We start from the raw sequence: 24820 nt of genomic DNA on the forward strand, positions 1-24820 counted from the left end.
GCCTTATTTCCATCCGGTTTAGTCGTCGCGGCGGACTGAAACCACGCGACCGGTACGGGCATCGACCTTCACGTTGTATTCGCGCCCGCGTTTGATAATTTCCACATCATAATGCGGATAACCGTCATCACGGTCGAAATCAATGTCTTTTACACGCCCGCCGATACGGGAGAGTGCGGCGCGTCTCGCCTGTGCATAGCTGATGTAGCGGCCATGTGCATACTTGGATCTTTTCGCCTTATAGCTTTGGCTGTAACGCGGACGGTAGTCATCATCATCGTACCAATCGTCATCGTCGGCGAAGGCGGGCGCGGCGGCCAGCAGGGCAAAGGCGGAAAGGGCGGCAATCAGAGTATGTTTGAATTTCATCGTTTTTCCTTTTCGGTTGCGCCTTGTGTCGGCGTGATGTTATCAGCCGTTGTATACGGCAAGGGGCATGATACGTCCAATGGATTAGCGTAAGATTAGCATCTGCCCAAAGCAGCTGTTTTACGACAAAAGGCCGTCTGAAAGCTCTGTTTCAGACGGCCTATCCTATTTAAAGCACTAAGCTTCGCGCCCTGCCTTCAACACCAGTCGGGCAAAGAGTGCGACACCGGCTGCGAAAAAGCCCAAGCCCAGCCATTTTGCCGCCGTATCCCAGTTTTCCAAATCAAGCGCGAGCGGCGCGTCCGAACCGCCGTTGGTCACGGAAACGGCGATGATGAAGGCCATTACCACGCCGACCAGGCTTTCGCCGACAATCAGGCCTGCCGAAAACAGCGTACCAATGCGTTCGGCGTTTTTCAGACGGCCTTCACGGTTTTCCGCCTTTTTGCCGACCGCATACTTCAATACCGCCGCCAACAGCGCACCCGCCACAATCGGCATAGTCACCGACGGCGGCAGATAAATACCCATGCCCACCGCCAATACGGGCAGCGCAAGCTTGCCGCCGGACGATTTTTTCAACACCAAATCAACCACAATCAGCACAACGCCGATACCGACGCCGATAAAAATATAATCCCATTGTAGATTGTGCGAGAAGATACCTGTGGCAATCGTCGTCATCAAAGTCGCCTGCGGGGCGGCCAGGGCCTGCGTCGCGTCCATGCCTTCGCGCGGCATCGCGCCGGTAAAGCCGTAGGCTTCATACAGCAACTCCAACACCGGCGAAATCACAAATGCGCCGACGATACAGCCGATAATCAACGCCACCTGCTGCCGCCAAGGCGTCGCCTTCATCAGATAACCCGTTTTCAAGTCTTGCAGGTTATCATTCGAAATCGAAGCCACCGCAATAACGGACGAACCGCAAAACAGCGTCAGCGCGAGCAGGAACTTACGGTTGGCTTCGTCCGCCATCAAACCGTTCGACTCGCCCACCAGCAGCAACACCAGCGAAATCGCCACAATCGACACAATCCCCACACCCGAAATCGGGCTGGAAGACGAACCGACCAAGCCTGCCATATAACCGCAGGCGGCGGCCACCAAAAAGCCGATGACGGAAGCCAAAAGCGTGCACACAATCACCAACAACCATGCCATGCCGCCGGAAATGTGCGAATCGCCGATAAAGTGGTAGAAAGATACGCCCAAAATCAACATCATGGACAACACCCAGAAAATCATGGCCTTAGGCGATAAATCCTGCTCCACGCGTTCCGCTGCGGGCGCACCGCCGCCGAAGCTTTTGAACGACATTTTCATGCCTTCTATCATCGGCTTGATCAGCATCAAAAGCGTCCAAACCGCCGCAATACCGATGGTACCCGCGCCGATAAAGCGTACTTTTTCCTTCCACAGCTTCATCGCAAACGCCACCATTTCCATATCGGCGGGCTGCGGAACGCCGGACGAAAAATACGGCACGGCCACGCCCCAGGCAATCGAGATGCCCAACAGGATGGCGATACCGCCCGTCAGCCCGACCAAATAGCCTGCGCCCAACAATGCCAGCGAAAAGCCCATCGGCAGTTGGAAAATCGCCGCACCGCTCTTAAACCAATAACTCGCGCTGTCGGCCGCCACACGCAAGCCGCCGGTGCAGAAACTCACCACACCTGCCAGCGCGCCGCCGGTCGCCAGTTCTTTGATGCCGCTGCCGCCTTTTTCATCCTGTCCTTCTTCATGGCTGCCGACCTTCAAAATCTCAGCCGCCGCCACACCTTCCGGATAAGGCAAATCGCTTTTCACCACCATCGCATAACGCAGCGGTACGGTGAAAATCACGCCCAAAATACCGCCCGCCATACACAGCAGCGCAGTCTGCCAAAACGGGAAACCGCTCCAGTAGCCGGCCATCAAGAGGCCGGGCAGGACGAAAATAATGCTCGAAAGCGTACCCGCTGCCGAAGCCTGCGTCTGCACCATATTGTTTTCCAAAATATTGCTGCCTTTGAAAAACTTCAAAACCGCCATCGAAATCACCGCCGCCGGAATCGACGAAGCGAAAGTCAGGCCGACTTTCAGGCCGAGGTAAACGTTGGACGCGGTAAACACGACGGTAATCAGCGCGCCGAGTATCATGCCCCGCAGCGTCAGCTCGCGGTAGTCGGCATAAGGATCGTGGGAAGGTTGGGTCATGGTCGTAAAGCCTTTTTACAATGTATTTTTCAAGATACGGGCCGCATCCTCAGGGCAAAAAGCACGGACTTTGCGGCGGCATGCGCGGCATAGTGTTGCGATTGCAAGGAAATGTCAAGTTTTATCCAAAAATGCAAAGGCCGGATCGGCGGTTTCAGGCCGTCTGAAACCGCCCCGCAGGCCGAAACGCCGCCCGCCAAATGCCTTCAAACGGGTAAAAAGAGAGATAAGTCGGGTAAACGTCATATAAATCGGCTACAATACATCATTCATTTGTTATTGCTTTTTCAGACGGAGAAACCAGTGTTTGCCTTCAAACCCCTGCTTGAGATGCCGCGCAAAGAAGCTTTCGCCGTTGCGGCGGCAGTCGTGGCCGCCATGGGCTATACCATTATTGCCCTCGGCTGGCTGCCCCATATGACCATCATCGCCGCCATTACCGCCCTCTTGGTGTACGGCCTGTTGCGCGGTTTGAAATATGAAGACATGCAGCGCGGCATGGCGGCCTCGCTCAGTCAGAGCATGGGCGCGGTTTACCTGTTTTTCTTCATCGGCCTGATGGTAAGCGCGCTGATGATGTCCGGCTCGATTCCCACGCTGATGTATTACGGCTTCGGCTTCATTTCGCCCGAATATTTCTATCTTTCCGCCTTCGTCCTCAGCTCGCTGATCGGCGTCAGCATCGGCAGCAGCCTGACCACCTGCGCCACCGTCGGCGTGGCCTTTATTGGCATGGGCGAAGCCTTCCACGCCGATTTGGCGATGACGGCGGGCGCAATCGTTTCCGGTGCGTTTTTCGGCGACAAAATGTCGCCCCTGTCCGACACCACCGGCATTTCCGCCTCCATTGTCGGCATCGATTTGTTCGAACACATTAAAAACATGGCCTACACCACCGTTCCGGCCTGGATACTGACCGCCCTGTTTACCGGCTGGCTGCTGCCCGCCGCCGCGGCCAACGACTTGAACAGCACCGCCGTTTTCCGCCAACAGCTCGAAGCCTCAGGCTTGGTGCATGCCTATTCGCTGATACCGTTTGCCCTGCTGGTGGTACTGGCCGTCCGCCGCGTCAATGCCGTCGTGGCCATGATTGCAACCATCGCCGTTTCCGTCGCCATCACCTACCTGCACAGCACGCCCGATTTGGCCAAACTCGGCGGCTGGTTTTACAGCGGCTTCTCACTGGAAGGCGAATTCGACAAAATCGGCAAACTGGTATCGCGCGGCGGTTTGGAAAGCATGTTTTTCACCCAGACCATCGTCATCCTCGGCCTGAGCCTCGGCGGACTGATGTTCTCGCTGGGCATCATCCCCAGCCTGCTTGAAGGCATGCGCCGCTTCCTCACCACCGCCGGACGCGCCACCGCCAGCGTGGCGGCCACCTCCGTGGGCGTAAACGTCTTAATCGGCGAACAATACCTCAGCATCCTGCTGTCGGGCGAAACCTTCAAACCCGTTTACGACAAACTCGGCCTGCATCCGCGCAACCTCTCGCGCACACTGGAAGACGCGGGTACCGTCATCAACCCCCTCGTTCCCTGGAGCGTCTGCGGCGTATTCATTGCCAACGCCTTGGGCGTTCCCGTATTGAACTACCTGCCCTACGCCTTCTTCTGCTACCTCAGCCTGATACTGACCCTGCTGTTCGGCTGGACAGGCCTGACCCTGAGCAAAAAATAAAGGCGGGACAAAAAGGCCGTCTGAAACCGTATTTCAGATTTTCAGACGGCCTTTCCGGATAAACGCATCCGATACGCCCCGCAGGCAACCACGGCGGGGCCGCATCCCGTATAGGCCGTCTGAAAAGGCAAGGGCGGCCGAATTTTGTTATACTGACCGCTTGTCAAAACAACACACTTGGAAAAACCGTCATGAACATCAAATTTGCCGCCCTGCTGGCCGCAGCCGCCCTTTCCGTATCCGCCTGCGAACAGCAAGCCGCCACACCCGGCCAAGCTTCGGCAACCCCGGCCGCCGACACCGCTTCCGCCACTCCGGCCGACGCTCCGTCCGCGCCGCCCGCCGCCGCACCGCAAACCCTGACCAGTAGCGACAACGCCGTCAGCATCTCCGTAACCGGCAATTTCCAAGACCAACTCGGCGGCAACGCCCTGCCCGAAGGCGCGGAAGCAGGCACCATCCTTCAACAATACGACGAAAACACCGACATCACCCTCACCGTCGTCGATGCAGGCAAACCCGTCAAACCCGCCAAAGAATACTACGCCAACCTGAAAACCGCATTGGAACAGGCCGGTTTTGCCAACCTGAAAGCCGGTGCCGCAACAGAAAACCGCATGGACTATTCCTTCACCGATGCCGAAGGCAACAACCACAACTGCATCAACATCTACAGCCCCGACAACCTCTACGCCGTCTGCGCCTTCAGCAGCAGTGCCGACAACGCGACACTGGCCGAAACGCTCAAAGACGTCAAACTGCTGAAAAAAGCGATGTAAAACGCGCGTACGCAACACGAGGCCGTCTGAAAGCACCTGCTCCAACAAAGCAACCGCCTTTCAGACGGCCTTTCCGCCAACAAAACCACCCGCACCGACCGCCATGTCCCGACCACCATCCCCCGCCGCACCCTCCGCCCCCGTTTTCAGCGACACCGACCGCGACATGATGCGCCGCGCCCTGACCCTCGCCGCCGAAGGCCGCTTCTCCACCTCGCCCAACCCGCGCGTCGGCTGCATCATCGCACACGGCGGCCAAATTGTCGGCCAAGGCTTCCACCTCAAAGCGGGCGGCCCCCATGCCGAAGTCCACGCCCTCTGTCAGGCGGGCGAAAACGCGCGCGGTGCCACCGCCTACGTTACCCTCGAACCATGCAGCCACTACGGCCGCACCCCGCCCTGCGCCGAAGCCCTGATACAGGCGGGCGTATCGCGCGTCGTCGCCGCCATCGCCGACCCCAACCCGCAAGTGGCGGGCAAAGGCCTGGCCATGCTCTCCGCCGCAGGCATCCGAACCGAAAGCGGCCTGCTCGAAACCGAAGCGCGCGAACTCAACCGCGGCTTCCTGTCACGCATCGAACGCGGCCGCCCCTTCGTCCGCCTCAAATGCGCCGCCTCCCTCGACGGCAAAACCGCCCTTTCAGACGGCCTCAGCCAATGGATTACCGGCGAAGCCGCCCGACACGACGTACAAATCCTGCGCGCCGAAAGCTGCGCCGTCCTCACCGGCATCGGCACCGTACTGGCCGACGACCCCCAACTCAACGTCCGCGCCTTCCCCACCCTGCGCCAACCCCTCCGCATCGTCCTCGACAGCCGCCTGCGCCTGCCGCCGACGGCCAAACTGCTGGCCGACCCCGCATCGCCCGTCCTGCTCCTGACCGCCGTCCCGCCCGAAAAATACCCCGCCGCCCTCGCCGCCGTCCCGCATCTCGACATCCTGACCGTCCCCGCCACCGACGGCCGCATCAGCCTGCCCGCCGCCCTCCCTCTGCTGGCGGAACGCGGCATCGGCGAACTCCTGGTCGAAGCAGGCGCAACGCTGTGCGGCGCATTCCTGCAGGCAGGCTTGGCGGACGAAATCGTCCTCTACCAAGCGGGCAAAATCCTCGGCGGCAACGCCCGCAGCCTGTTCGACCTGCCCGAAAACCCCGCCGCACTGCAACAACCCGCATCATGGCAAACCCGTTCCGTAACAATCCTCGACGGCGGCGACCTCAAACAAGTGCTGCGTAAAAAAGAGGCCGTCTGAAAACGGATTTTTCACCTTTCAGACGGCCTTTTGCCCCATAAACAACCGCATACATCACAAACACTCAGGCGGCTGAAGCGGCTTTTCCGCAACCGCCGCACCCAACTCCGAACAACCCGCCCGACAAACACACCGCCCGCCGCTTGCAAGCTGCCCCAAGGAGCCGCCCATGAACTTCGCCAACCTCCACCAAAACTTCATCCTCCTCTCCCCGCTCACCCTCAACCAACACCTCGACAACCACGGCTTCTGGCCCGCATTCATCGCCGAAACCACCCCCCTCGCCCGCAACATCAAAGGCACGCCCCGCATCAACGCCGGCCAATTTGACGGCGGCAAGGCAATCAAACACGGCCGCCTGTCGTGGCGCGACGAAACCCTGCAAAAACTCGCCGACAACTACCACCGCAGCACCCGGCCGGACACCTTCCATTTCGACTTCTTCTCCGCCGAATTCCCCTCCCCCGCCACCTGCGCCAAACAAAACACCACCCCCGCCCTGACCCTGAAACTGACCGGCATCTACGGCTGCAGCCACAGCGGCCTGCTGCTCAGCTTCCGCCAAGACCATTTCGACGAACTGGGCGAAACCGCCGTAAACGCATCCCTCAACCGCCTCACCGCCCTGCTGCAAACCACCCTGCGGCTAAAAAAACAACGGCAATACGCCTATCCCTGCAACGGCGGCACCCACGGCGCATGGACAAACTGCATCATGGACTTATTCCCCGCCGATGCCGCCGAACCGAACGGCGGAGGCTGGACAATCAACGAAGAGCTTGCCAACTGGGCAAAGTTTTAAACATCAGCCGATAAAAACAAATCAACCGTAAACCTTATCTGCCGTAACTGTCTGCAAATGGAAGAGGCCGTCTGAAAAAACGTTTCAGACGGCCTCTAAGCAACACAAGGCGCGGTCAGCTAAGGCATGATTTGCTCTTCCCGCTCATTCAATATATACATCCCTGTTTCATCATGAAATTTTTTCATGACGGCCATTTTTTCGACCTTTGTCAATGCTTCCCATTCGGGATCAGTTTCTGCTTTCCATTCGAGATAAATTTTGTCTTTAAAATCCTCTTCGGTAATTTTAGAACCAGTAAGACCGCCATCATTTACTCGTTTTAGTTGCTCCCACCCAAAAAGGTCGCATCCACTTAAATTCGCATTTTGCATTTTGGCTCTAATTAAATTTGCATCTTGCAAATCGGCTAAAATTAAATGTGCACCTTGCAAATCGGCTCTAAATAAATGTGCACCTTGCAAATTGGCTAAAATTAAAGTTGCACCTTGCAAATTGGCTAAAGTTAAATTTGCACCTTGCAGTTTGGCTTCATCTAAATTTGCACCTTGCAGTTTGGCTACCGACAAATCGGCATATTGCAGATTCACACCATCCAATTGACTTTCTTCAAAATGAGCTTTTTTTAGATAGGCTCCCCGAAAATCAACTCCGCTCAAATTCAAACACGACCAATTCCTGGCCCTTTCATCAACCCCGCTCAAATGAAAATTCATCCCGGCCAGGCAAATATTCGGCAGCATTTCAGAAAAATCGCGTAGATTCAGCTGCATATTTTTTCGATTTAAGCTGAGCAGTACCTGGGTTAAAGCCACACCCATAGGACTTTCTGCCCTCCGTCTTAATTCTTCAATAATTGCTTGCGCCTCATGATCAGATAAATTTTCCTTTTCCCATTTCTTCAAACTGTCCTGCTGCATTGCCTGCCAGGCGGATTTCAACAGATTGAATGCCGGCATGCGGAAACTTTCGCCATAATCGCCTCTGAAAAACGGCAGCAGGTTGTAGATGGCGGAAATCTGTAAGGCGACCGCGCCCTCACGCTTGCCAAAAGTATCGAAACCCTCGGCATTCGGTTTTTTGCCGTACTCTTCCGTTTTCTCCGTCGTACGCTCAATAAGCTGAAATTCTCCATCAATTTCGCCCTTGTCTTTTAAACCTTCCTTTTGCGTGGTTTTATCAATCGTTTTGATTTCCGGCAAATGTGCGCCGCTCACCCATTCGGAAAGCTTTTGAAACTCCTTCAGATTGATGTCTTTCCGTTGGTTTTCGATTTGCTGCCTGTTGTTTTCGTCGCGGAAATGCCAGATGGCGAAGGCGACAGGTGCGGAACGACCAAAATAATAAAATTCCAAAACCCGGCGGATTTCCCCATAAGCTCTAGGAAGGGAATTTGAAAAAAGCTAAACAAAACGAAAAAAATAACAAGGGACGCTATTCCTGCACAAAAAACTTTCCATGCATTGGTCAATTTTCTCCAAGCATATGCTCCTCCCAAAACAATCAGACCAAACACTACAATCATCCACTTACGGGCAGCAAACCAAACACCGATTTGCTCCCAAATGTAATCCGCATTTCCCATTGCTCATCCTTTCGTCAATCAGCCTCGACATTTTCCATGCCACACCCGCCCGAGACAAGCCGCCGCCTGTATGAACCTCCTTCCCACAGGGAATGTGCGACATATCCGCATAAAATTTCGGTTTCCTCGAAACCAGCCGAAAGGCAATCCGCCGTTTCGACATCTTCCTTTCAGACGGCCTTTCCCTTTCAGGCCGTCTGAAAAAACAAAAGCCGGGCATCGATACCCGGCTTTCATTGTGCTGCCCGCGCTATTTTTCAGACGGCCTATTTTTTCCCGCCCGTGCTGCTCGGCTGAATCACGATATTGACCCGTTTGCCCGGCTTGCCGCCCGCCGCCTTGCTGCCGCTGACGGTATAGACTTCGGTTCGGGTGTTGTAGGTGATGACCGCGCCCTCGGCCTTGTCGCCGCCGCGCGTTACTTTGGCGTTGCCGCTCAGTTTGACGACGTTGCTGGCCGAGGAGTATTCGACTTGGTTGGCCTCGCCGTTTACCGTTCCTTTGCCGCCGTCTAGCGTTTGGCCGAAACGGACGGGGCTGCCGCTGGCTTTCATGGTTTGCTGGCCGTCTGCGCTGCGCACGACATTGACGCTGGCGGCGCGGATGTTGAGCGTGCCTTGTTTGATGACGACGTTGCCGCTGAAGGTGGTGGATTGGTTTTTCTGGTCCAATTCGCCTTGGTCGGCTTCGATTTCGATCGGCTGCTTGCGGTCGCTTTCCAGCGCGTGCGCCTGGAGGGAAACGGCCAGCAGGCCGCAGTACAGGCCTTTAAGAAGGATTTTTCGGGTCATAGATGGTTGCTTTCACTCGTGAGGGCAGCAGGAGCAGCCCTTGTTCTTCGTTATAACTGAAACCGCCCGCCGAGCCGTGCGACAGGCCGTAGCTGAATTGTACGGGACGGTCGGAAACGGCGGTTTTCTTGACGGTATCGACGGTTATCCTTTCGGCGGTCAGCTTGCCGGCCGGCCGGCCGTCGCCCGCCTCTTTGTGCAGCACGACCTGCCGTTCGAACAATGCCTGCCGCGTTTCGGTGTCGTAACGCGCCTCGTTGCCGTTTATTTGGTAGGTTTTCACACCTTGGCGGTACATCTTCATTTCAGGCCGTCTGAAAACCACTTCCGTGCTTTTCGGCAACTGCCAGGCCGCCTCGGCATCCAATTGCTCCCGCAACAGGCCTTCGCTGTCGAAACGCCGTCCGGCGATGCCCGACATCGAATATTGCGGCTCTTTCGGATTCAGTGCCACTTCTTCCACCGTTACCTCGCTGATGCGGTCGAGCCAGGCGGAAAGCCCGCCCAACACTGCGGCCAACACCAGCGGGAACAGCAAACCGTATCGCCACTTCTGCATCATTTTACATATTCTTCCAAAGCGGGAGCCAAAGTACCCTGCGCCTGCATAATCAAATCGCACAGCTCGCGCACCGCGCCGCAGCCGGCATGGTTCAGGGTGATGTGGGCGGCATATTGTTTAATAAACCAATGCGCTTCGGGCACGGCCACCGGCAGGCCGCAGCGCACCATGACCGGCAAATCGACCACGTCGTCGCCGATAATGGCGCACTCGTCTTCCGCCACGCCCGCCAGCCCGCGCAATTCGGCATAAGCCGCGCGTTTATCGTGTATCCCCTTGAAATAATGGTTGATACCGAGCTGTTTGACGCGCAGGCCGACAGACGGTGCATCGCGGCCGGTGATAATCGCGGTTTGAACGCCGCTGTTTTGCAGCATCTTCAAACCATGCCCGTCCAGCGTGTGGAAAGATTTGATTTCCTCGCCATTGTCGCGGATAAAAATCCGCCCGTCGGTCAGCACGCCGTCCACATCCATAATCAGCAGCCTGATTTTGGCGGCGCGTGCCTGCAATTCGGAAGAAAGGGTTTGCATTATGATTCTTTCAGACGGCCTAAAAATAGTTATTTTAGCATTGAACGTAACCGCCGTCCGCCGATACCTTGACCTAACCGTAAACAGATTTTACAATTATTCTCATTATGATTTAAGATTCAAACCTCCGCACCGCAATCACGAAAGGAAACACTAATGAGCAAAAAAGTCAGCATCTTGGTCGGCAGCCTACGCAAAGGCTCGTTCGCCCGCAAAGTAGCTCAAAACGTCATCCCGATGTTCCCGGAAGGCTACGAAGCCCGAATCGTCGAAATCGGCCACCTGCCGCTCTACAACTTCGACTACGACGACCCCGCCGAAACCGATTTTCCCACGCCGGAAAGCTATACCGCCTTTCGCGAAACCATCAAAGCTTCAGACGGCGTTTTGTTCGTTACCTCCGAAAACAACCGCACCGTGCCCGCCTGCCTGAAAAACGCAGTGGACATCGGCTCCAAACCCAACGCCGACGTCGCATGGAAAAACACGCCCGCCGGCATCATCAGCCATTCCGTCGGCAAAATGGGCGGCTACAGCTCGCAGAAAAACCTGCGCCTGGCCTTGTCCTACTTCAATATGCCGCTGACCGGACAGCCCGAAGCCTTCCTCGGCAACTCGCCCACCCTGTTTGACGACAACGGCAAACTCATCGAATCGGCACGCGGCTTCGTGCAAGGCTACATCGACCAACTGGTCGCCCTGATTGAAAAAAATCCGAAGTAAGGCAACGCCGGACGGCAGGCCGTCTGAAACATACAGCCAAACGAGCAAACCGGTTTCAGACGGCCTCTTTAAAATTTAATTTATATAAATATCAGCCTGATAAATCCGCCAGCTAAAATTCCGCTTGCTTAGATGTGCGTAACATGATTTAATGCGCGCTTCAAACAAATGTGGCCAGATAGCTCAGTCGGTAGAGCAACGGATTGAAAATCCGTGTGTCGGCAGTTCGATCCTGCCTCTGGCCACCACATCACACCGCCCTTTCGGCGGTTATTTTTTTGCCTGAATATCCCTGCTTCCTTAACCGAATCGGCTGAAAATATACGGCCTTCCCTCCTGTACCGTTTCAAATCAAAAACGTGCGAATGCCACAGCCATAAAACCGAACGGCCTCAAGCCGACATCAAAACCGCCGCCCGCTTTTCAGACGGCCTCCGTCCCTGTTCTGACAGACTTTGTTTTCAAAAATGTAAAAACGGCATCGGGCCATACGACGACCGATGCCTGTCTATTCTATAGTGAATTAAATTTAAACCAGTACAGCGTTGGCTCGCCTTACCGTACTATTTGTACTGTCTGCGGCTCGCCGCCTTGTCCTGATTTAAATTTAATCCACTATATCTTTCTGCTGAGTTTATGATGAAACATCCAAACGATAGCGGGCGGTAAAACGCTTTGCCCCGCCCGGCGGCAGAATGGTCAAGCCGATGCCGTTGTTGAAGCAGTCGGGCGCGCCGCTGAGGTTTTCCAACGCAATGGAGGTGCGTTCGGGCGGGATGTAGATTTGCAGCAGGGGATAGTTTTCTTCGGCAAAAATGTCGAGCCTGCGCGCGCCGTTCCGCAGGGTGCAGGCGGGGCGTGTGCCGCCGTTCCCGTTCAGCTCAAAGCTGTTATCCAATTCTATGCCGCGCAGGGAGGCGGCTTCTGCAAAGCGGTTATCGGCCAGGCGCGCACCGGTGGGCAGCAGGTCGGCATCAAATTCAAGCTGTGTGCCGCCGTTGATTTGCAAAGTCCAGTCGTCCGCCGTGCCGCCGAGGGTGAAATAGGGATGCCAGCCGTCGGCCAGCGGCATGGGGGCGGTGCCGGTGTTTTCGGCGGTGGTGGAAACGGTGAGGCCGTCTGAAGTCAGGGTGTAGCGCACGGTCAGGCGGTAGGGGAAGGGGAAACCGTTTTGGTCGGCAGGATAAACGTACGCCAACTCTATCCAAGCCGCGTCTTCGCCGCTGCCGTGCCCGGCCAATGCAAACGGCGCGTCATAAAGTAGGCCGTGGATGGCATGGCCGTTCAAAACGTGGCGGCCGGTTTGATATTCGCGGCCGTCGAAACGGTAGCCGCCCCGGCTCAGGCGGCAGGGGAAGGGGCTGAGTTTGGCACTGCGAAAGCCGTCGGTGATGTGTTGCCGGGCATCGTCAGTACCGCGATAAGCGGCGATGCAGTTCAACCACTCGCCGCCGCCGAAAACGACATAGCGGTTCAGAAGTGCGCCGAAAAAATAGATTTCCGCTTCGGCATGGCCGTTTTGCCGCAACACGGCGCGGTCGGATTCGATTTGGCAGGAAAAAGTCATGATGAGGCCGTCTGAAAAAAAGAAGGCGGAATTATAGCGAAACAAAACGGCAAGCAGGCGGCGTATAACGTCCGTCTCTGCTAAAATCCGCTTTTTCCGCACCGTTCCGACATGTCCGACACCGCCCGAATCACCGCCAGCTATGGCCGCCATTACACCGTCCGTACCGAATCCGGCCAAACCTACACCGCCACCGCGCGCGGCAAACGGGTGGATTTCGCCTGCGGCGACCGGGTGCACATCGAAGTGCAAAACGGAGAACAGGCCGTCATCCGCGATTTCCTGCCGCGCCGCAGCCTGCTCTATCGCCAAGACGCATGGCGCACCAAACTGATTGCCGCCAACGTGGACCGGCTGTTCATCGTTACCGCCGCCGTCCCGTCGCCGAGCGAAATGCTGCTGCAACGCGCCCTGCTGGCGGCGGAAGCGGGCGGCATCGAAGCCTTTATCGTACTGAACAAAACCGACCTGCCCGAAAGCGCCGCCTGGCGGGAAAAACTGGCCTTCTACGAAGACTTGGGCTATCCGTTGGCCGCCGTCAGCGCACTGGAAAACGCCGAAACCCTGCGCCCGCTGCTGCAAGGCTGCACCAGCATCTTCCTCGGACAATCGGGCATGGGCAAATCCACCCTCACCAACGCCCTGCTCGGCGGGGAACACGCCCGCACGGGAGGCCTCTCCGCCGCACTCGATTCCGGCAAACACACCACTACCCACGCCCAAATGTACGATCTTGCCGCCGACAGCTTCCTCATCGACTCGCCCGGCCTGCAGGAATTCGGCCTGCACCATCTGGACGCCGCCGACCTGCTGCAATATTTCCCCGACCTGCGCCACCTGATCGGCCGATGCCGCTTCCACAACTGCACCCACCGCAAAGAACCCGACTGCGCGGTCAAACAAGCGGCCGAAAGCGGCGAAATCAAAGCCGACCGCCTGAACTTCCTGCAACGCATTATCGACGAACTGACCGCCAAACCCTATTAAACCAAGCCCGCCCAATCCGATTCCAACCTCACCGAACCCATACTTTCAGACGGCCTCAACCCATCAAACGCAATGAACACCCTGCCCGCCCATTTCCTCATCCTCGCCGCCCTCGTAGTGGCCGCCCTCCTCATCGTCATCAGCATTATCGGCCTGCTGTTCCGCAGCCGCCGTCAGGCCGAACTCGCCGTCCTTCACGCCGAGCGCGACAATCTGAACGAACGCCAACGGCAGTCCGACCTCCAAGCCGCCGAATCCGCCCGGCAAATCCAAACCCTGCAACAACACCTGCAACAAACAGAAACCGAACTGGCCGCCGCATCCGCCCTCAACCGCCGCCTGCCCGAACTGCAACAGCAACTGGCCGACAGCCGCAGCGAATACGCCGAACTCGAACAAAACGCCCGCCGCCTGCACGGCGAATATGCCGCCGCCGAACAACAAATCCGCCACCTCACCGCCCAAGCGGAAGAATTAGGCCGTCTGAAAACCGACTATGCCGAACTGCAACAACAACTGGCCGAACAACAAATCCGCAACGAACGCCTCAACACCCTGCTCGAACAAGAACGGCAGGCGCAGGAAGAAAAACTCGCCCTGCTTGACAACGCCCGCGACCTCATGAGCGGCCAATTCCGCCACCTGGCCGACGAAATACTCGAAGAAAAAAGCCGCCGCTTCACCGAACAAAACCGCGAACACCTCGGCCGCCTGCTCAACCCGCTGAACGAACGCATCAGCGGCTTCGCCCAACTGGTTCAAAACACCTACGAAAAAGAAGCGAAAGAACGCCTGACCCTCGAAAACGAACTCAAACGCCTGCAACAACTCAACAACCGCCTGCACGACGACGCCAACGCCCTCACCGACGCCCTCACCGGCAGCCGCAACAAAACCCAAGGCAACTGGGGCGAGATGATTCTGGAAAGCGTGCTCGAACACTCCGGCCTGCAAAGGGGGCGCGAATACATCATACAGGCATCGGGCACGCAAACGCAGGAAGACGGCCACACCCGCCGCCTCCAGCCCGACGTTTTAATCAACCTGCCCGACAACAAACAAATCATCATCGACAGCAAAGTCTCCCTCACCGCCTACGTCCGCTACACACGGGCGGAAAACGAACAGGAAGCCCGTCAGGCACTCGCCGCCCACGTCCAATCCGTGCGCCAGCACATCAAAGAATTGTCCGAAAAAAAATACAGCGACATCGACGGCCTGAAAACGCTGGATTTCGTCTTCATGTTCATCCCCGTCGAACCCGCCTACCTCGCCGCCCTCCAGCAAGAGCCTGGCCTGTTCCAAGAATGCTTCGACAAACGCATCATGCTCGCCGGCCCCGGCACCCTGCTGGCCACCCTGCGCACCGTCGCCAACATCTGGCGGACCGAACAGCAAAACCGCAACGCGCTGGCCATCGCCGACGAAGGCGGCAGGCTGTACGACAAATTCGTCGGCTTCGTCGATACCCTGCAAAAAGTCGGCCGCAACATCGACCAGGCGCAAACCGCCTACCAACAAGCGTTCAACCAACTCAAAAGCGGCCACGGCAACCTCGTAAACCGCGCGCAAAAACTCCACCGCCTCGGCCTAAAAACCGCCAAACAGCTCGACCGCCAACTGACCGAAGAAGCGGCCGAAGCGGAAGCCGAAACATCTGCCCTGCCCGCACCGGAAAGCGGGGAAACGGAAAATCGCGAATAAGCCCTGCAACAGCAGAAATGTACATCCGGCAACCGTTCGGAAACAGGAAAACAAACCGCAGAGGCCGTCTGAAAACCGTTTTCAGACGGCCTCAAATCAAAACACGGTTTTGCCGGGACCGTTTCGAAACCCACCATATGCCTTTTTCAGACGGCCTTATATTCGACAGCTATTTGCACAACGGACTTACAAAACTATACAATGCCGTCCGTCTCAGCACACACAAACTTACAATGAACTGGTCCTACCTAGCCGCCGCGATACCGAAATTCGCCGAAGCCGCGAAACTGACGCTGGAATTGTCGGTTTACGGCATCGCATTATCCCTGGCCGTCGGCCTGCCCGTGGCGGTGGTAACGGCTTACCGCATCCGGCCGTTTTACTTTCTCGCCCGCGGTTATATCGAACTTTCGCGCAACACGCCGCTGCTTATCCAACTGTTCTTCCTCTATTACGGCCTGCCGAAAATCGGCATCAAATGGGACGGCTTTACCTGCAGCATCATCGCCCTGACGTTTTTGGGCGCGAGCTATATGGCCGAAGCATTGCGGGCGGGAATCCTCGCCGTGCCGAAAGGGCAGATTGAAGCGGGCAAAGCCATCGGTTTGAACCGCCTTCAGATATTCCGCTACGTAGAACTGCCGCAGGCTTGGGCGGTGGCCGTGCCTGCAGTTGGGGCGAACATACTGTTTTTAATGAAGGAAACATCAGTGGTCAGTGCGGTCGGCATCGCCGAATTACTGTTCGTTACCAAAGACATCATCGGCATGGACTACAAAACCAACGAAGCCTTGTTCCTGCTGTTTGCCAGCTATCTGATTATCCTGCTGCCCGTGTCCTTATCGGCACGCTGGGCGGAAAAACGCGTTCGGAGTGCGAAATATGGTGCTTGACTGGCTGTTTGAAGGACAAAACGCGGCGCGTCTGGGCAAAGGGTTGCTGCTGACGGCGCAAATCTCCCTGATTTCCGTCGCCCTATCCTGCGTGTTCGGCACGCTGTTCGGACTCATGCTGCGCGCGGACAACCGCATCGTGCGCTTTATCGGCCGCCTCTATTTGGAAACGGTGCGCATCGTGCCGATTTTGGTGTGGCTGTTCGGCTTCTATTTCGGTTTCGCCGCCTGGGCGGGTATCCATATCGACGGCCTGTGGGTCTGCATTTGGGTATTCGTGCTGTGGGGCGTGGCGGAGATGGGCGATTTGGTGCGCGGCGCATTGGAATCCATCGAAAAACATCAGGTGGAATCCGGTTTGGCCATCGGTTTGAGCCGTTGGCAGGTGTTCCGCTTCATCGAACTGCCGCAAAGCGTGCGCCGCGTTTTGCCCGGTTCGATTAACTTATTCACGCGCATGATTAAAACCAGCTCCTTGGCCGCCCTGATCGGCGTAATCGAAGTAGTCAAGGTCGGCCAGCAGATTATCGAAAACTCGCTGCTGACCATGCCGAACGCCTCGTTTTGGGTTTACGGGCTGATTTTTATGCTGTATTTCCTCTGCTGCTGGCCGCTGTCGTTGTGGGCGGCGAGGCTGGAACACAAATGGGAACATTGACATGGCTTTATTGAGCGTGCGCAAACTGCACAAAGAATACGGCGGCGTAACCGCCATCGGTTCGCTGGATTTGGATTTGGCCAAAGGAGAAGTCATCGTCCTGCTCGGCCCGTCCGGCTGCGGCAAGTCCACCCTGCTGCGCTGCATCAACGGCTTGGAAGAGCATCAGGGCGGCAGCATCGAAATGGAGGGCGCGGGCGTGTTCGGCAAGGACATATCTTGGCAGACGGCGCGGCAGAAAGTGGGCATGGTATTCCAAAGCTACGAGCTGTTCGCCCACATGACCGTTATCGACAACATCCTGCTCGGCCCGCTGAAGGTACAGAAACGCAACCGCGCCGAGGCTGAAGCGCAGGCCGACAAACTGCTGGCCCGCGTCGGCCTGCTGGAGCGGAAAAATGCCTACCCGCGCGAACTTTCGGGCGGACAAAAGCAGCGCATCGCCATCGTGCGCGCCCTGTGCCTGAATCCCGAAGTCATCCTGCTCGACGAAATCACTGCCGCCCTCGACCCCGAAATGGTGCGCGAGGTATTGGAAGTGGTGCTGGAATTGGCACGCGAAGGCATGAGTATGCTGATCGTTACCCACGAAATGGGATTTGCCCGAAAAGTGGCCGACCGCATCGTTTTCATGGACAAAGGCGCGATTGTCGAACAGGCTTCGCCCGAAGCGTTTTTTACCGAACCGAAAACCGAACGCGCCCGGCAGTTTCTGGCCGGCATGGATTACGGGCCGGATTTGAACGTGAGCATCTGAATCCGAACCCGCTGCCAAACGTTTGGCCGCCAAGGTTTTCAGGCCGTCTGAAACCTTGCCGCGCTGTTTTTCAGACGGCCTCTTCCCTTTTTTCGTTATCTCCAAAGGAGCAAATCATGACGCTTTCCAAAAAATTCTCCACACTGCTGGCCGGTGCCGTTATCGCACTCGGCCTGGCCGCCTGCAACAGCGGTGCCGACAATCAGGCCGCAGCGGGCGGACAGCCTGCCGCCTCAGGGGCGGATACCGTGGCCGCCATCAAAGAAAAAGGCGTTATCCGCATCGGCGTATTCGGCGACAAACCGCCGTTCGGCTATGTGGACGCGAATGGCAAAAACCAAGGCTTTGATGTCGAAATTGCCAAAGAAATGGCCAAAGACCTGCTCGGTAGCCCGGACAAAATCGAATTCGTCCTCACCGAAGCCGCCAACCGCGTCGAATACGTCCGTTCCGGCAAAGTGGACGTTTTGCTGGCCAACTTCACCCAAACGCCGGAACGCGCGGAAGCCGTCGATTTCGCCTCGCCCTACATGAAAGTCGCCTTGGGCGTGGTATCCCCCAAGGGCAAGCCGATTACCGACGTCGCCCAATTGAAAGACCAAACCCTGCTGGTCAACAAAGGCACCACCGCCGATGCCTTTTTTACCAAAAACCACCCCGAAGTCAAACTGCTGAAATTCGACCAAAACACCGAAACCTTCGATGCATTGAAAGACGGACGCGGCGTGGCCTTGGCGCACGATAACGCGCTGCTGTGGGCATGGGCGAAAGAAAACCCGGACTACGAAGTGGCCATCGGCAACATCGGCCCGGCCGAATCTATCGCCCCGGCGGTAAAAAAAGGCGACAAAGCACTGCTGGACTGGGTGAACGGCGAAATCGTCGCCATGAAGAAAGACGGCCGTCTGAAAGCCGCCTATGAGAAAACTCTGCTGCCCGTGTACGGCGACAAAGTCAAACCGGAAGAACTGTTGGCCGAATAAGCAGGCATCCTTCTCGAAACGACAGAGAGGCCGTCTGAAAACAGTTTTTCAGACGGCCTCAAACATTTTGACGACCAACTTGCAACCATTGATACGCACGGTCTGAAAATTGCACCCCGGCGGCTGGAAGATTATCCAGCTGCCGGGGTGCGGTTCAGGCCTTTCAGACGGCCTCTTAGCCATAAGCGGACAACTGCAACAGGATGCCTGTTTTTAAAAGCCTATCCGCCCACAAGCCTTTCAGCTTATTTCATACCGGGAAACAAGCCCTTCATTCCCTTGGCCATGCTCATCAGCTTGCGCATATTCTGCCCGCTGAACATTTTCATCATTTTCTGCGACTGCTCGAACTGGTTCAGCATTTTATTGACTTCCTGAACCGTGGTGCCCGAACCGGCCGCGATGCGGCGTTTGCGGCTTGCCTTGATTAAGGCGGGATTGGCACGCTCTTTCGGCGTCATCGAATTGATGATGGCTTCGACATGCCCCATCGCTTTTTCTGCCGTGCCTTCGGGAATCTGTTTGGAAAGCTGGCCGATTTCGCCGGGCATTTTCGACATCAGGTTCTCCAAACCGCCCATATTCCGCATCTGCTGGATTTGCGCTTTGAAGTCATTCAGGTCGAAGCTCTTGCCCTTGCGCAGTTTTTTCGCCATTTCGGCGGCGGCGGCTTCGTCTATGCCTTTTTGGACATCTTCCACCAAGGTCAGGACGTCGCCCATGCCCAAAATCCGGCTGGCGATACGGTCGGGGTGGAAGGCTTCCAAGCCGTCGATTTTTTCGCCCACACCGATGAATTTAATCGGTTTGCCGGTCACTTGGCGCACAGACAAGGCCGCACCGCCGCGCGAATCGCCGTCCATTTTGGTCAGCACCACGCCGGTCAGCGGCAGTGCCTCGTTAAAGGCCTGCGCCGTATTGACAGCGTCCTGACCCAGCATAGCATCGACGACGAACAGGGTTTCCACGGGATTGACCGCCGCATGAAGCGCCTTGATTTCGTCCATCATTTCCTGATCGATGGCCAAACGTCCGGCGGTATCCACCATCAGCACGTCGTAAAACCCGCGCTTGGCATGGTTTAAAGCCGCCAAAGCAATATCGACGGGCCTTTGCGTCGTATCCGAAGGGAAAAAATCAACCTGCACCTGCTCGGCCAGCAAACGCAGTTGCTCGATGGCGGCGGGGCGGTACACGTCGGCTGAAACGACGAGGATTTTTTTCTTTTTATCAACCGTTTTCAGCAGCTTGGCCAATTTGCCGACGGTGGTGGTTTTACCCGCACCCTGCAAACCGGCCATCAATACGACGGCTGGCGGGGTAACCGCCAAATCCAATTTGCTGTTTTCCTTGCCCATCAGTTCGATCAATGCCTGATTGACGATGGTGATGAAGGCCTGTTCTGCCGTCAGATTGTCGTTGATTTCCTGCCCGACTGCCTTCTCTTTAACGTTGTTGATGAAATCGCGTACGACCGGCAAGGCGACATCCGCCTCCAGTAACGCCAAACGGACTTCGCGCAGGGCGGGCTTGATGTTTTCTTCATTCAGCGTCGCCACGCCACGGATATTTTTGAAAACGGAATAAAACCGGTTGGTCAGATTGTCTAACATGGACTTCCTTCATAAGCTGCCACGCGGACAGTGTTATTTGATAAAATCGGCGCATTTTACACTACCTGCGTCATAGTGGATATGCGCAGGTCGGGAAGTTTGCTATGCCGGTTATGATGATTTGTTTGACACTTGTTTATGCCGCGCTGGCGGGATTCGTTTGGTTTTGGCGTTTGAAGAAAAATGCCGCCGACTATCCGCTGCGCTGGGAATTGGCCGTTCTGGCCGGCTCCCTGCTGCTGCACGGCCTGATGATTATGTTGCCGCCGCTGGCCAATCAGACGTTGATTATGAGCTTCGGTTATGCATCGGCGGTGATTGTGTGGTTGATGCTGATGCTGTATCTGATGGGTAGCTTCTTCTATCGCCTGCGCGGTTTGCAGCTGCTGCTGTACCCCTTGTCCGTCTTGTTCATGTTGCTGGCAATACTTTTCCCCGGCCATGTGGAATCCTACCGGATAACGGACTGGCCGTTTATGCTGCACATTATTTCATCACTGCTGGCATACAGCCTGTTTGGCATTACCACCTTGATAGCCGTGCTGATTTTGTGGCTGAGCCGCGATTTGCATCGGCACAGGCTGTCGCCCGCCCGCTCTTTCCTGCCGCCGCTGCTGAGTTTGGAGCGGATGATGTTTCAAAGTATGTGGATAGGTTTTGCCCTGCTGACGGTTTCGGTTATCAGCGGTACGTTTTTTGCCGAGGAGGTATTCGGCCGTCCGATGACGTTCACGCATAAAACCATTTTCAGCATTGTGTCTTGGTTTATTTATGCGGGGCTGCTGCTGAAACGCAGTATGACGGCATGGCGCGGGAAACGGCCCGCCGTTTGGACGATTGTCGGCTTCATCAGTTTGATGCTGGCTTATGTGGGCAGCAAATTCGTACTGGAAGTTATCCTGCACCGTTAAAGCCGATTTACTGTCAGGCCGTCTGAAAACTGTGTCGAAGCATTTTCAGACGGCCTGTAAGGACAATAACCGGCAAACGCAAAACAGGCCGCCCTTATGGGACAGCCTGTTTATTTATACTGCATGTGGGTTATGCACTATTTCCTCATTTCTATATTGCCTTTGTTTACTTGGCGTTGAGCGTTTGCTCTTATGTAGTGCAATGTAATGTAAAAGCGGATTGCCTGGCAAGTACTATTATCATTACATCTTTAACAAAGACATTAAATTGCCGATACATTCTATTTAGGGACGGTTTAAATGTTAAATTTGATTTTTTTACCTGATTTAAGCACAGTCCCCTCTTAAAAAAACAAAAAATCCTGTAATTGCTATTTTGTTGCATCCAGCCGTCTGAAAAGGACTTCCATGAGAATTTTACTTGTTTTGCTGCTTTTGCTGCCAATAAGGCAAGTTTGGGCCGAAATACGCTACGGCGTACTGACATATCATGATGTGGTTGAGGGAAAGGTATCCAATCAAACAGATACCCCCACAATCAGCCGTAGCAAACTAATCGAGCATTTCGACTGGTTGAAAAACAATGGTTATACGCCCGTCAGCTGGAAGCAGATTAAAGAAGCGGAAGCAGGCAAAGGCAGCCTGCCCGAAAAACCTGTCCTACTGACTTTTGACGACGGCTATTTGAGCTTTTACCAAACCGTTTTCCCATTGTTGCAGCAATACCGTTATCCTGCGGTATTGGCCGTTGTGACTTCATGGCTGGATGAAAAAGATTATGTCCCATATGGCACGACCAAGTTGCCACGTAATCACTTTTTAAGTTGGCCGCAAATAAAAACTTTGCAGCAAAGCGGTCTGGTGGAAATTGCTTCCCATAGCGACAATCTGCATCGTGGTCAGGCCGGAAACCCTATGGGTTCAGAATTTGCCGCTGCCCTTTCTGGATATTACCGAAACGGCCGTTACGAAACAGCCGAAGAATATCGGCACAGGATAGAAGCAGATTTGAAAACGTCCGCAGACAAAATCGAGTGGCATACCGGAGTAAGGCCTAGAATTATCGTTTGGCCGTATGGGCAGTTTAACCAAACGGCTGTGAATATCGCCCGCAAAACAGGTTTTGACGGTAGTTTTTCACTCTACGACCGTCGGCTAAACCGTCTTTCAGACGGCCATATAGGCCGTGCAATGTTAGATGAAGGCAGTGATACCGCTTTTCTGCAAGCCTATTTGCAAGAACAACTGCCACGTCACAGACCGCAAAAAATAGCCCATGTCGATTTGGATTACATCTATGACACAGATGAGCGGCAAATGAACCGCAATATCGATGCATTGATTAACCGCATCAGCAAATTGGGCGTGAACACCGTTTATCTTCAAGCATTTGCCGATCCTGACGGCGACGGCACAGCGGATGCCGTCTATTTCCCAAACCGCCGTATCCCCATGCGTGCAGACCTATTCAGCCGGGTTTCATGGCAACTAATGAGCCGTACGAAAACCGAAGTTTATGCCTGGATGCCGATGTTGGCTGTGAATGCAGGAAAAGGTTACGAATATGTAACCGACCATCGTACCCAAATGCCCGATCCCGCCCATTATCTGCGACTCTCCCCGTATAACGAAAAAAATCGGAAATTATTGGAAGATTTGTATGAAGACTTGGCCTTTCATGCCCGATTTAACGGCATCATCTTTCATGATGACGGCCTGCTTACCGACAATGAAGGCAAAATCGCACCCGGAAAGCGCAGTGAAGAACAATACCGCCGCGAAGCCGTACAAAAAGAACAAGATTTAATCAAACACGGTGATCGCCTTAAAACAGCTGCCTTAAATTACAGCTTCAACGGCCTCGAACAGATGAAAACCGCGCGTAATCTTTATGCGGGGGTTATTACCGATAAAAATCAACAGAAATGGTTTGCCCAAAGTCTGCCGGCTTTCGTAAAACATTATGATTACACAGCCATCATGGCTATGCCCTACATGGAAAATGAAGCAGCAATCGATAGTCTTCAAGCCGCCGAATGGTTAAAAGGACTAGTAACAACCGTGCAGAACAGTGGACTGCCGTCTGAAAAAATCGTTTTTGAACTCCAAACTGTCAATTGGCGTAGCGAGCGTCCTCTACCCGCAGGAGAAATTACCAACTGGCTGCACATCCTGCGCCAAGCCGGAGTACAAAATATTGGCTATTATCCAGATAATGTACACACCAATCAGCCACCAATACAACAAATAAAACCCGTGCTCGATCAATTTCAATAAAACCAAAAGGGGCTGTCCAGTTTCTTGGACAGCCCTAAAATTATTTAATCCATTATAAGTTTACTCAATCAGAAACCGTTTTCCATCAAAATCTGTCCCGGATTCTTATTGCGATGCATGGAGAAACCCATATTCAATAAAGCCTGAAAAGTATCTTTAACCATATCGGGATTGCCACAGAGCATAAAGCGAGTATGTTCGGGAGTAAAGGGAAGCTCTAAAGCTTCAGACAATTGCCCTTCCGTCAATAACTCCGGCAAACGTTCGTGCAGTACGCCATCATTTTTTTCCCTCGTTAATACTGGTAGAAAATTAAATTTAGTAAAGTATTCACCAACTAAAGGATGATCCGCCAATTCGTCAAGCCGATTTCTGAAAATCAATTCCTCAGCATAAGAAACGGAATGAACCAATACTAAACGTTCAAATTTCTGCCAGACCTCAGGTTGCTCCAAAATAGACAGGAAGGGAGCTATTCCCGAACCCGTACACAACATTATCAACTCTCGACCGTCTATAAAACGTTCGGGCAACAAAAAACCTGTAGCGTTCTTATCGAGCAAAATAGTATCTCCGGCCTTCATCTGCATAAAATACGCAGACATCGGGCCGTCTGGAATCAAGACGGCAAAATATTCCAAAATATCAGAATACTCCGCAGACATAATGGAATAAGCACGCCAAATATAGCCATTCCCATCACGAAAGCCTAAACGAGAAAATTGTCCTGCTGAAAATCTGTAAGTTTCCGGACGACTAATCGTAAAAGTGAGCAGCTTCGGCGTATGACGTGTGACATCTAATACGATTTCTTCCGTAAATTTACTTTCTTGCAAACTTGACATAATTTTCCTAATCTTGCTATTCAATACGGCTCGTAATAATCACCACACAAAGCGGCCTTTCTTCCGAAGCGAATCGGCCATCCCTACTTAGCCGCATTTTTCCCTGCTGCGGGTTGAGCGGCAGGTTTCACTGCTGCGGGTTTGGCCGTTTTAGCCGGCGCAGCAGTACCGACCGTTGCCTCATCCTTCAACTTACCGAAGATACCCTCACCGATACCCTTCACCTTCTTCAAATCCTCCACCGATTTGAAATGACCGTTTTCCTTGCGGTAATCCACAATTGCCTGAGCCTTTGCCGGACCGATCCCGGGCAAAGCCTTCAACTCCTCAACCGTGGCCGTATTGAT

Annotated in this window: 23 protein-coding genes and 1 tRNA gene; 14 read left to right on the plus strand and 10 right to left on the minus strand. The window is 54.8% G+C overall.

Annotated features, from left to right (window positions below; all coding sequences use genetic code 11):
- Positions 1 to 18: 18 nt before the first annotated feature.
- Entirely contained in the window at positions 19 to 369 is a 351-nt protein-coding gene (locus tag BM261_RS04680; RefSeq protein ID WP_074895611.1) for a PepSY domain-containing protein, read from the minus strand.
- Between the two features lie 177 nt (positions 370 to 546).
- Positions 547 to 2571, minus strand: coding sequence for an OPT family oligopeptide transporter (locus BM261_RS04685; RefSeq protein WP_074895613.1), 2025 nt, complete (start codon positions 2569 to 2571; stop codon positions 547 to 549).
- Between the two features lie 303 nt (positions 2572 to 2874).
- On the opposite strand from BM261_RS04685, the gene nhaC reads away from it, so the two are divergent.
- From nhaC to BM261_RS04705, 4 genes are all read left to right on the plus strand, one after another.
- The gene (gene nhaC / locus BM261_RS04690; RefSeq protein WP_074895615.1) at positions 2875 to 4251 is read left to right on the plus strand and encodes a Na+/H+ antiporter NhaC; all 1377 of its coding nucleotides are present in this window, start codon (positions 2875 to 2877) and stop codon (positions 4249 to 4251) included.
- A gap of 191 nt (positions 4252 to 4442) precedes the next feature.
- Entirely contained in the window at positions 4443 to 5030 is a 588-nt protein-coding gene (locus BM261_RS04695; protein WP_074895617.1) for a hypothetical protein, read from the plus strand.
- Between the two features lie 103 nt (positions 5031 to 5133).
- Positions 5134 to 6282, plus strand: a complete 1149-nt coding sequence (gene ribD, locus BM261_RS04700; protein WP_370446635.1) for a bifunctional diaminohydroxyphosphoribosylaminopyrimidine deaminase/5-amino-6-(5-phosphoribosylamino)uracil reductase RibD — start codon at positions 5134 to 5136, stop codon at positions 6280 to 6282.
- Positions 6283 to 6451: 169 nt separating this feature from the next.
- Positions 6452 to 7084, plus strand: coding sequence for a hypothetical protein (locus tag BM261_RS04705; protein WP_074895621.1), 633 nt, complete (start codon positions 6452 to 6454; stop codon positions 7082 to 7084).
- A 119-nt stretch (positions 7085 to 7203) separates the two neighbouring features.
- Here the strand turns inward: BM261_RS04705 and BM261_RS04710 are convergent, their stop codons facing one another.
- The 4 genes from BM261_RS04710 to BM261_RS04725 form a co-directional block, all read right to left on the minus strand.
- On the minus strand, positions 7204 to 8439 hold the full coding sequence (locus BM261_RS04710; RefSeq protein ID WP_240317854.1) for a pentapeptide repeat-containing protein: 1236 nt from the start codon (positions 8437 to 8439) through the stop codon (positions 7204 to 7206).
- A 496-nt stretch (positions 8440 to 8935) separates the two neighbouring features.
- A complete protein-coding gene (lptA, locus tag BM261_RS04715) occupies positions 8936 to 9460 on the minus strand; it encodes a lipopolysaccharide transport periplasmic protein LptA (RefSeq protein WP_074895624.1) in 525 nt (174 codons plus the stop codon).
- A complete protein-coding gene (lptC, locus tag BM261_RS04720; protein ID WP_074895627.1) occupies positions 9438 to 10022 on the minus strand; it encodes an LPS export ABC transporter periplasmic protein LptC in 585 nt (194 codons plus the stop codon). The genes lptA and lptC overlap by 23 nt, the downstream gene beginning before the upstream one ends.
- Entirely contained in the window at positions 10019 to 10555 is a 537-nt protein-coding gene (locus tag BM261_RS04725; protein ID WP_074895630.1) for a KdsC family phosphatase, read from the minus strand. The genes lptC and BM261_RS04725 overlap by 4 nt, the downstream gene beginning before the upstream one ends.
- 156 nt (positions 10556 to 10711) lie before the next feature.
- Between BM261_RS04725 and BM261_RS04730 the strand changes: the two genes are divergently transcribed.
- Together BM261_RS04730 and BM261_RS04735 are read left to right on the plus strand one after the other, a co-directional pair.
- Positions 10712 to 11278, plus strand: a complete 567-nt coding sequence (locus BM261_RS04730; RefSeq protein WP_049252524.1) for an NADPH-dependent FMN reductase — start codon at positions 10712 to 10714, stop codon at positions 11276 to 11278.
- Between the two features lie 172 nt (positions 11279 to 11450).
- Positions 11451 to 11526: transfer RNA gene (locus tag BM261_RS04735), tRNA-Phe, on the plus strand.
- Between the two features lie 386 nt (positions 11527 to 11912).
- Here BM261_RS04735 and BM261_RS04740 read toward each other — a convergent pair.
- Positions 11913 to 12998 (minus strand): aldose 1-epimerase, encoded by a 1086-nt coding sequence (locus BM261_RS04740; protein WP_240317853.1) that lies wholly within the window; start codon positions 12996 to 12998, stop codon positions 11913 to 11915.
- Here BM261_RS04740 and rsgA point away from each other — a divergent pair.
- The 6 genes from rsgA to BM261_RS04770 all read left to right on the plus strand — a co-directional run bounded on the left by rsgA (position 12957) and on the right by BM261_RS04770 (position 18827).
- Positions 12957 to 13832, plus strand: coding sequence for a ribosome small subunit-dependent GTPase A (gene rsgA, locus BM261_RS04745; protein WP_074895633.1), 876 nt, complete (start codon positions 12957 to 12959; stop codon positions 13830 to 13832). The genes BM261_RS04740 and rsgA overlap by 42 nt on opposite strands.
- Positions 13833 to 13904: 72 nt before the next feature.
- The gene (gene rmuC, locus BM261_RS04750; RefSeq protein WP_074895636.1) at positions 13905 to 15536 is read left to right on the plus strand and encodes a DNA recombination protein RmuC; all 1632 of its coding nucleotides are present in this window, start codon (positions 13905 to 13907) and stop codon (positions 15534 to 15536) included.
- A gap of 233 nt (positions 15537 to 15769) precedes the next feature.
- A complete protein-coding gene (locus BM261_RS04755) occupies positions 15770 to 16429 on the plus strand; it encodes an amino acid ABC transporter permease (protein WP_049252519.1) in 660 nt (219 codons plus the stop codon).
- A complete protein-coding gene (locus BM261_RS04760; protein ID WP_074895639.1) occupies positions 16419 to 17087 on the plus strand; it encodes an amino acid ABC transporter permease in 669 nt (222 codons plus the stop codon). The genes BM261_RS04755 and BM261_RS04760 overlap by 11 nt, the downstream gene beginning before the upstream one ends.
- 1 nt (position 17088) lies before the next feature.
- A complete protein-coding gene (locus BM261_RS04765; RefSeq protein WP_049252518.1) occupies positions 17089 to 17844 on the plus strand; it encodes an amino acid ABC transporter ATP-binding protein in 756 nt (251 codons plus the stop codon).
- A gap of 116 nt (positions 17845 to 17960) precedes the next feature.
- Positions 17961 to 18827: a cysteine ABC transporter substrate-binding protein gene (locus BM261_RS04770; protein ID WP_074895642.1), complete on the plus strand. Its 867-nt coding sequence runs from the start codon at positions 17961 to 17963 to the stop codon at positions 18825 to 18827.
- 245 nt (positions 18828 to 19072) lie between these two features.
- On the opposite strand, the gene ffh is transcribed toward BM261_RS04770, so the two are convergent.
- Positions 19073 to 20440 (minus strand): signal recognition particle protein, encoded by a 1368-nt coding sequence (gene ffh, locus BM261_RS04775; RefSeq protein ID WP_074895645.1) that lies wholly within the window; start codon positions 20438 to 20440, stop codon positions 19073 to 19075.
- 104 nt (positions 20441 to 20544) lie between these two features.
- Here ffh and BM261_RS04780 point away from each other — a divergent pair, with 104 nt between their 5' ends.
- Together BM261_RS04780 and pgaB are read left to right on the plus strand one after the other, a co-directional pair.
- Positions 20545 to 21351, plus strand: coding sequence for a cytochrome C assembly family protein (locus BM261_RS04780; RefSeq protein ID WP_074895648.1), 807 nt, complete (start codon positions 20545 to 20547; stop codon positions 21349 to 21351).
- A 408-nt stretch (positions 21352 to 21759) separates the two neighbouring features.
- Positions 21760 to 23628: a poly-beta-1,6-N-acetyl-D-glucosamine N-deacetylase PgaB gene (pgaB, locus tag BM261_RS04785; RefSeq protein ID WP_074895651.1), complete on the plus strand. Its 1869-nt coding sequence runs from the start codon at positions 21760 to 21762 to the stop codon at positions 23626 to 23628.
- Between the two features lie 68 nt (positions 23629 to 23696).
- Here the strand turns inward: pgaB and BM261_RS04790 are convergent, their stop codons facing one another.
- Positions 23697 to 24473, minus strand: a complete 777-nt coding sequence (locus BM261_RS04790; protein WP_074895653.1) for a ferredoxin--NADP reductase — start codon at positions 24471 to 24473, stop codon at positions 23697 to 23699.
- A gap of 83 nt (positions 24474 to 24556) precedes the next feature.
- Positions 24557 to 24820: ComEA family DNA-binding protein (locus BM261_RS04795; RefSeq protein WP_074895656.1), on the minus strand; the 264-nt coding region annotated here is incomplete at its 5' end.

It is taken from the genome of Neisseria elongata subsp. elongata (assembly GCF_900113545.1).
Taxonomy (GTDB): domain Bacteria; phylum Pseudomonadota; class Gammaproteobacteria; order Burkholderiales; family Neisseriaceae; genus Neisseria; species Neisseria elongata.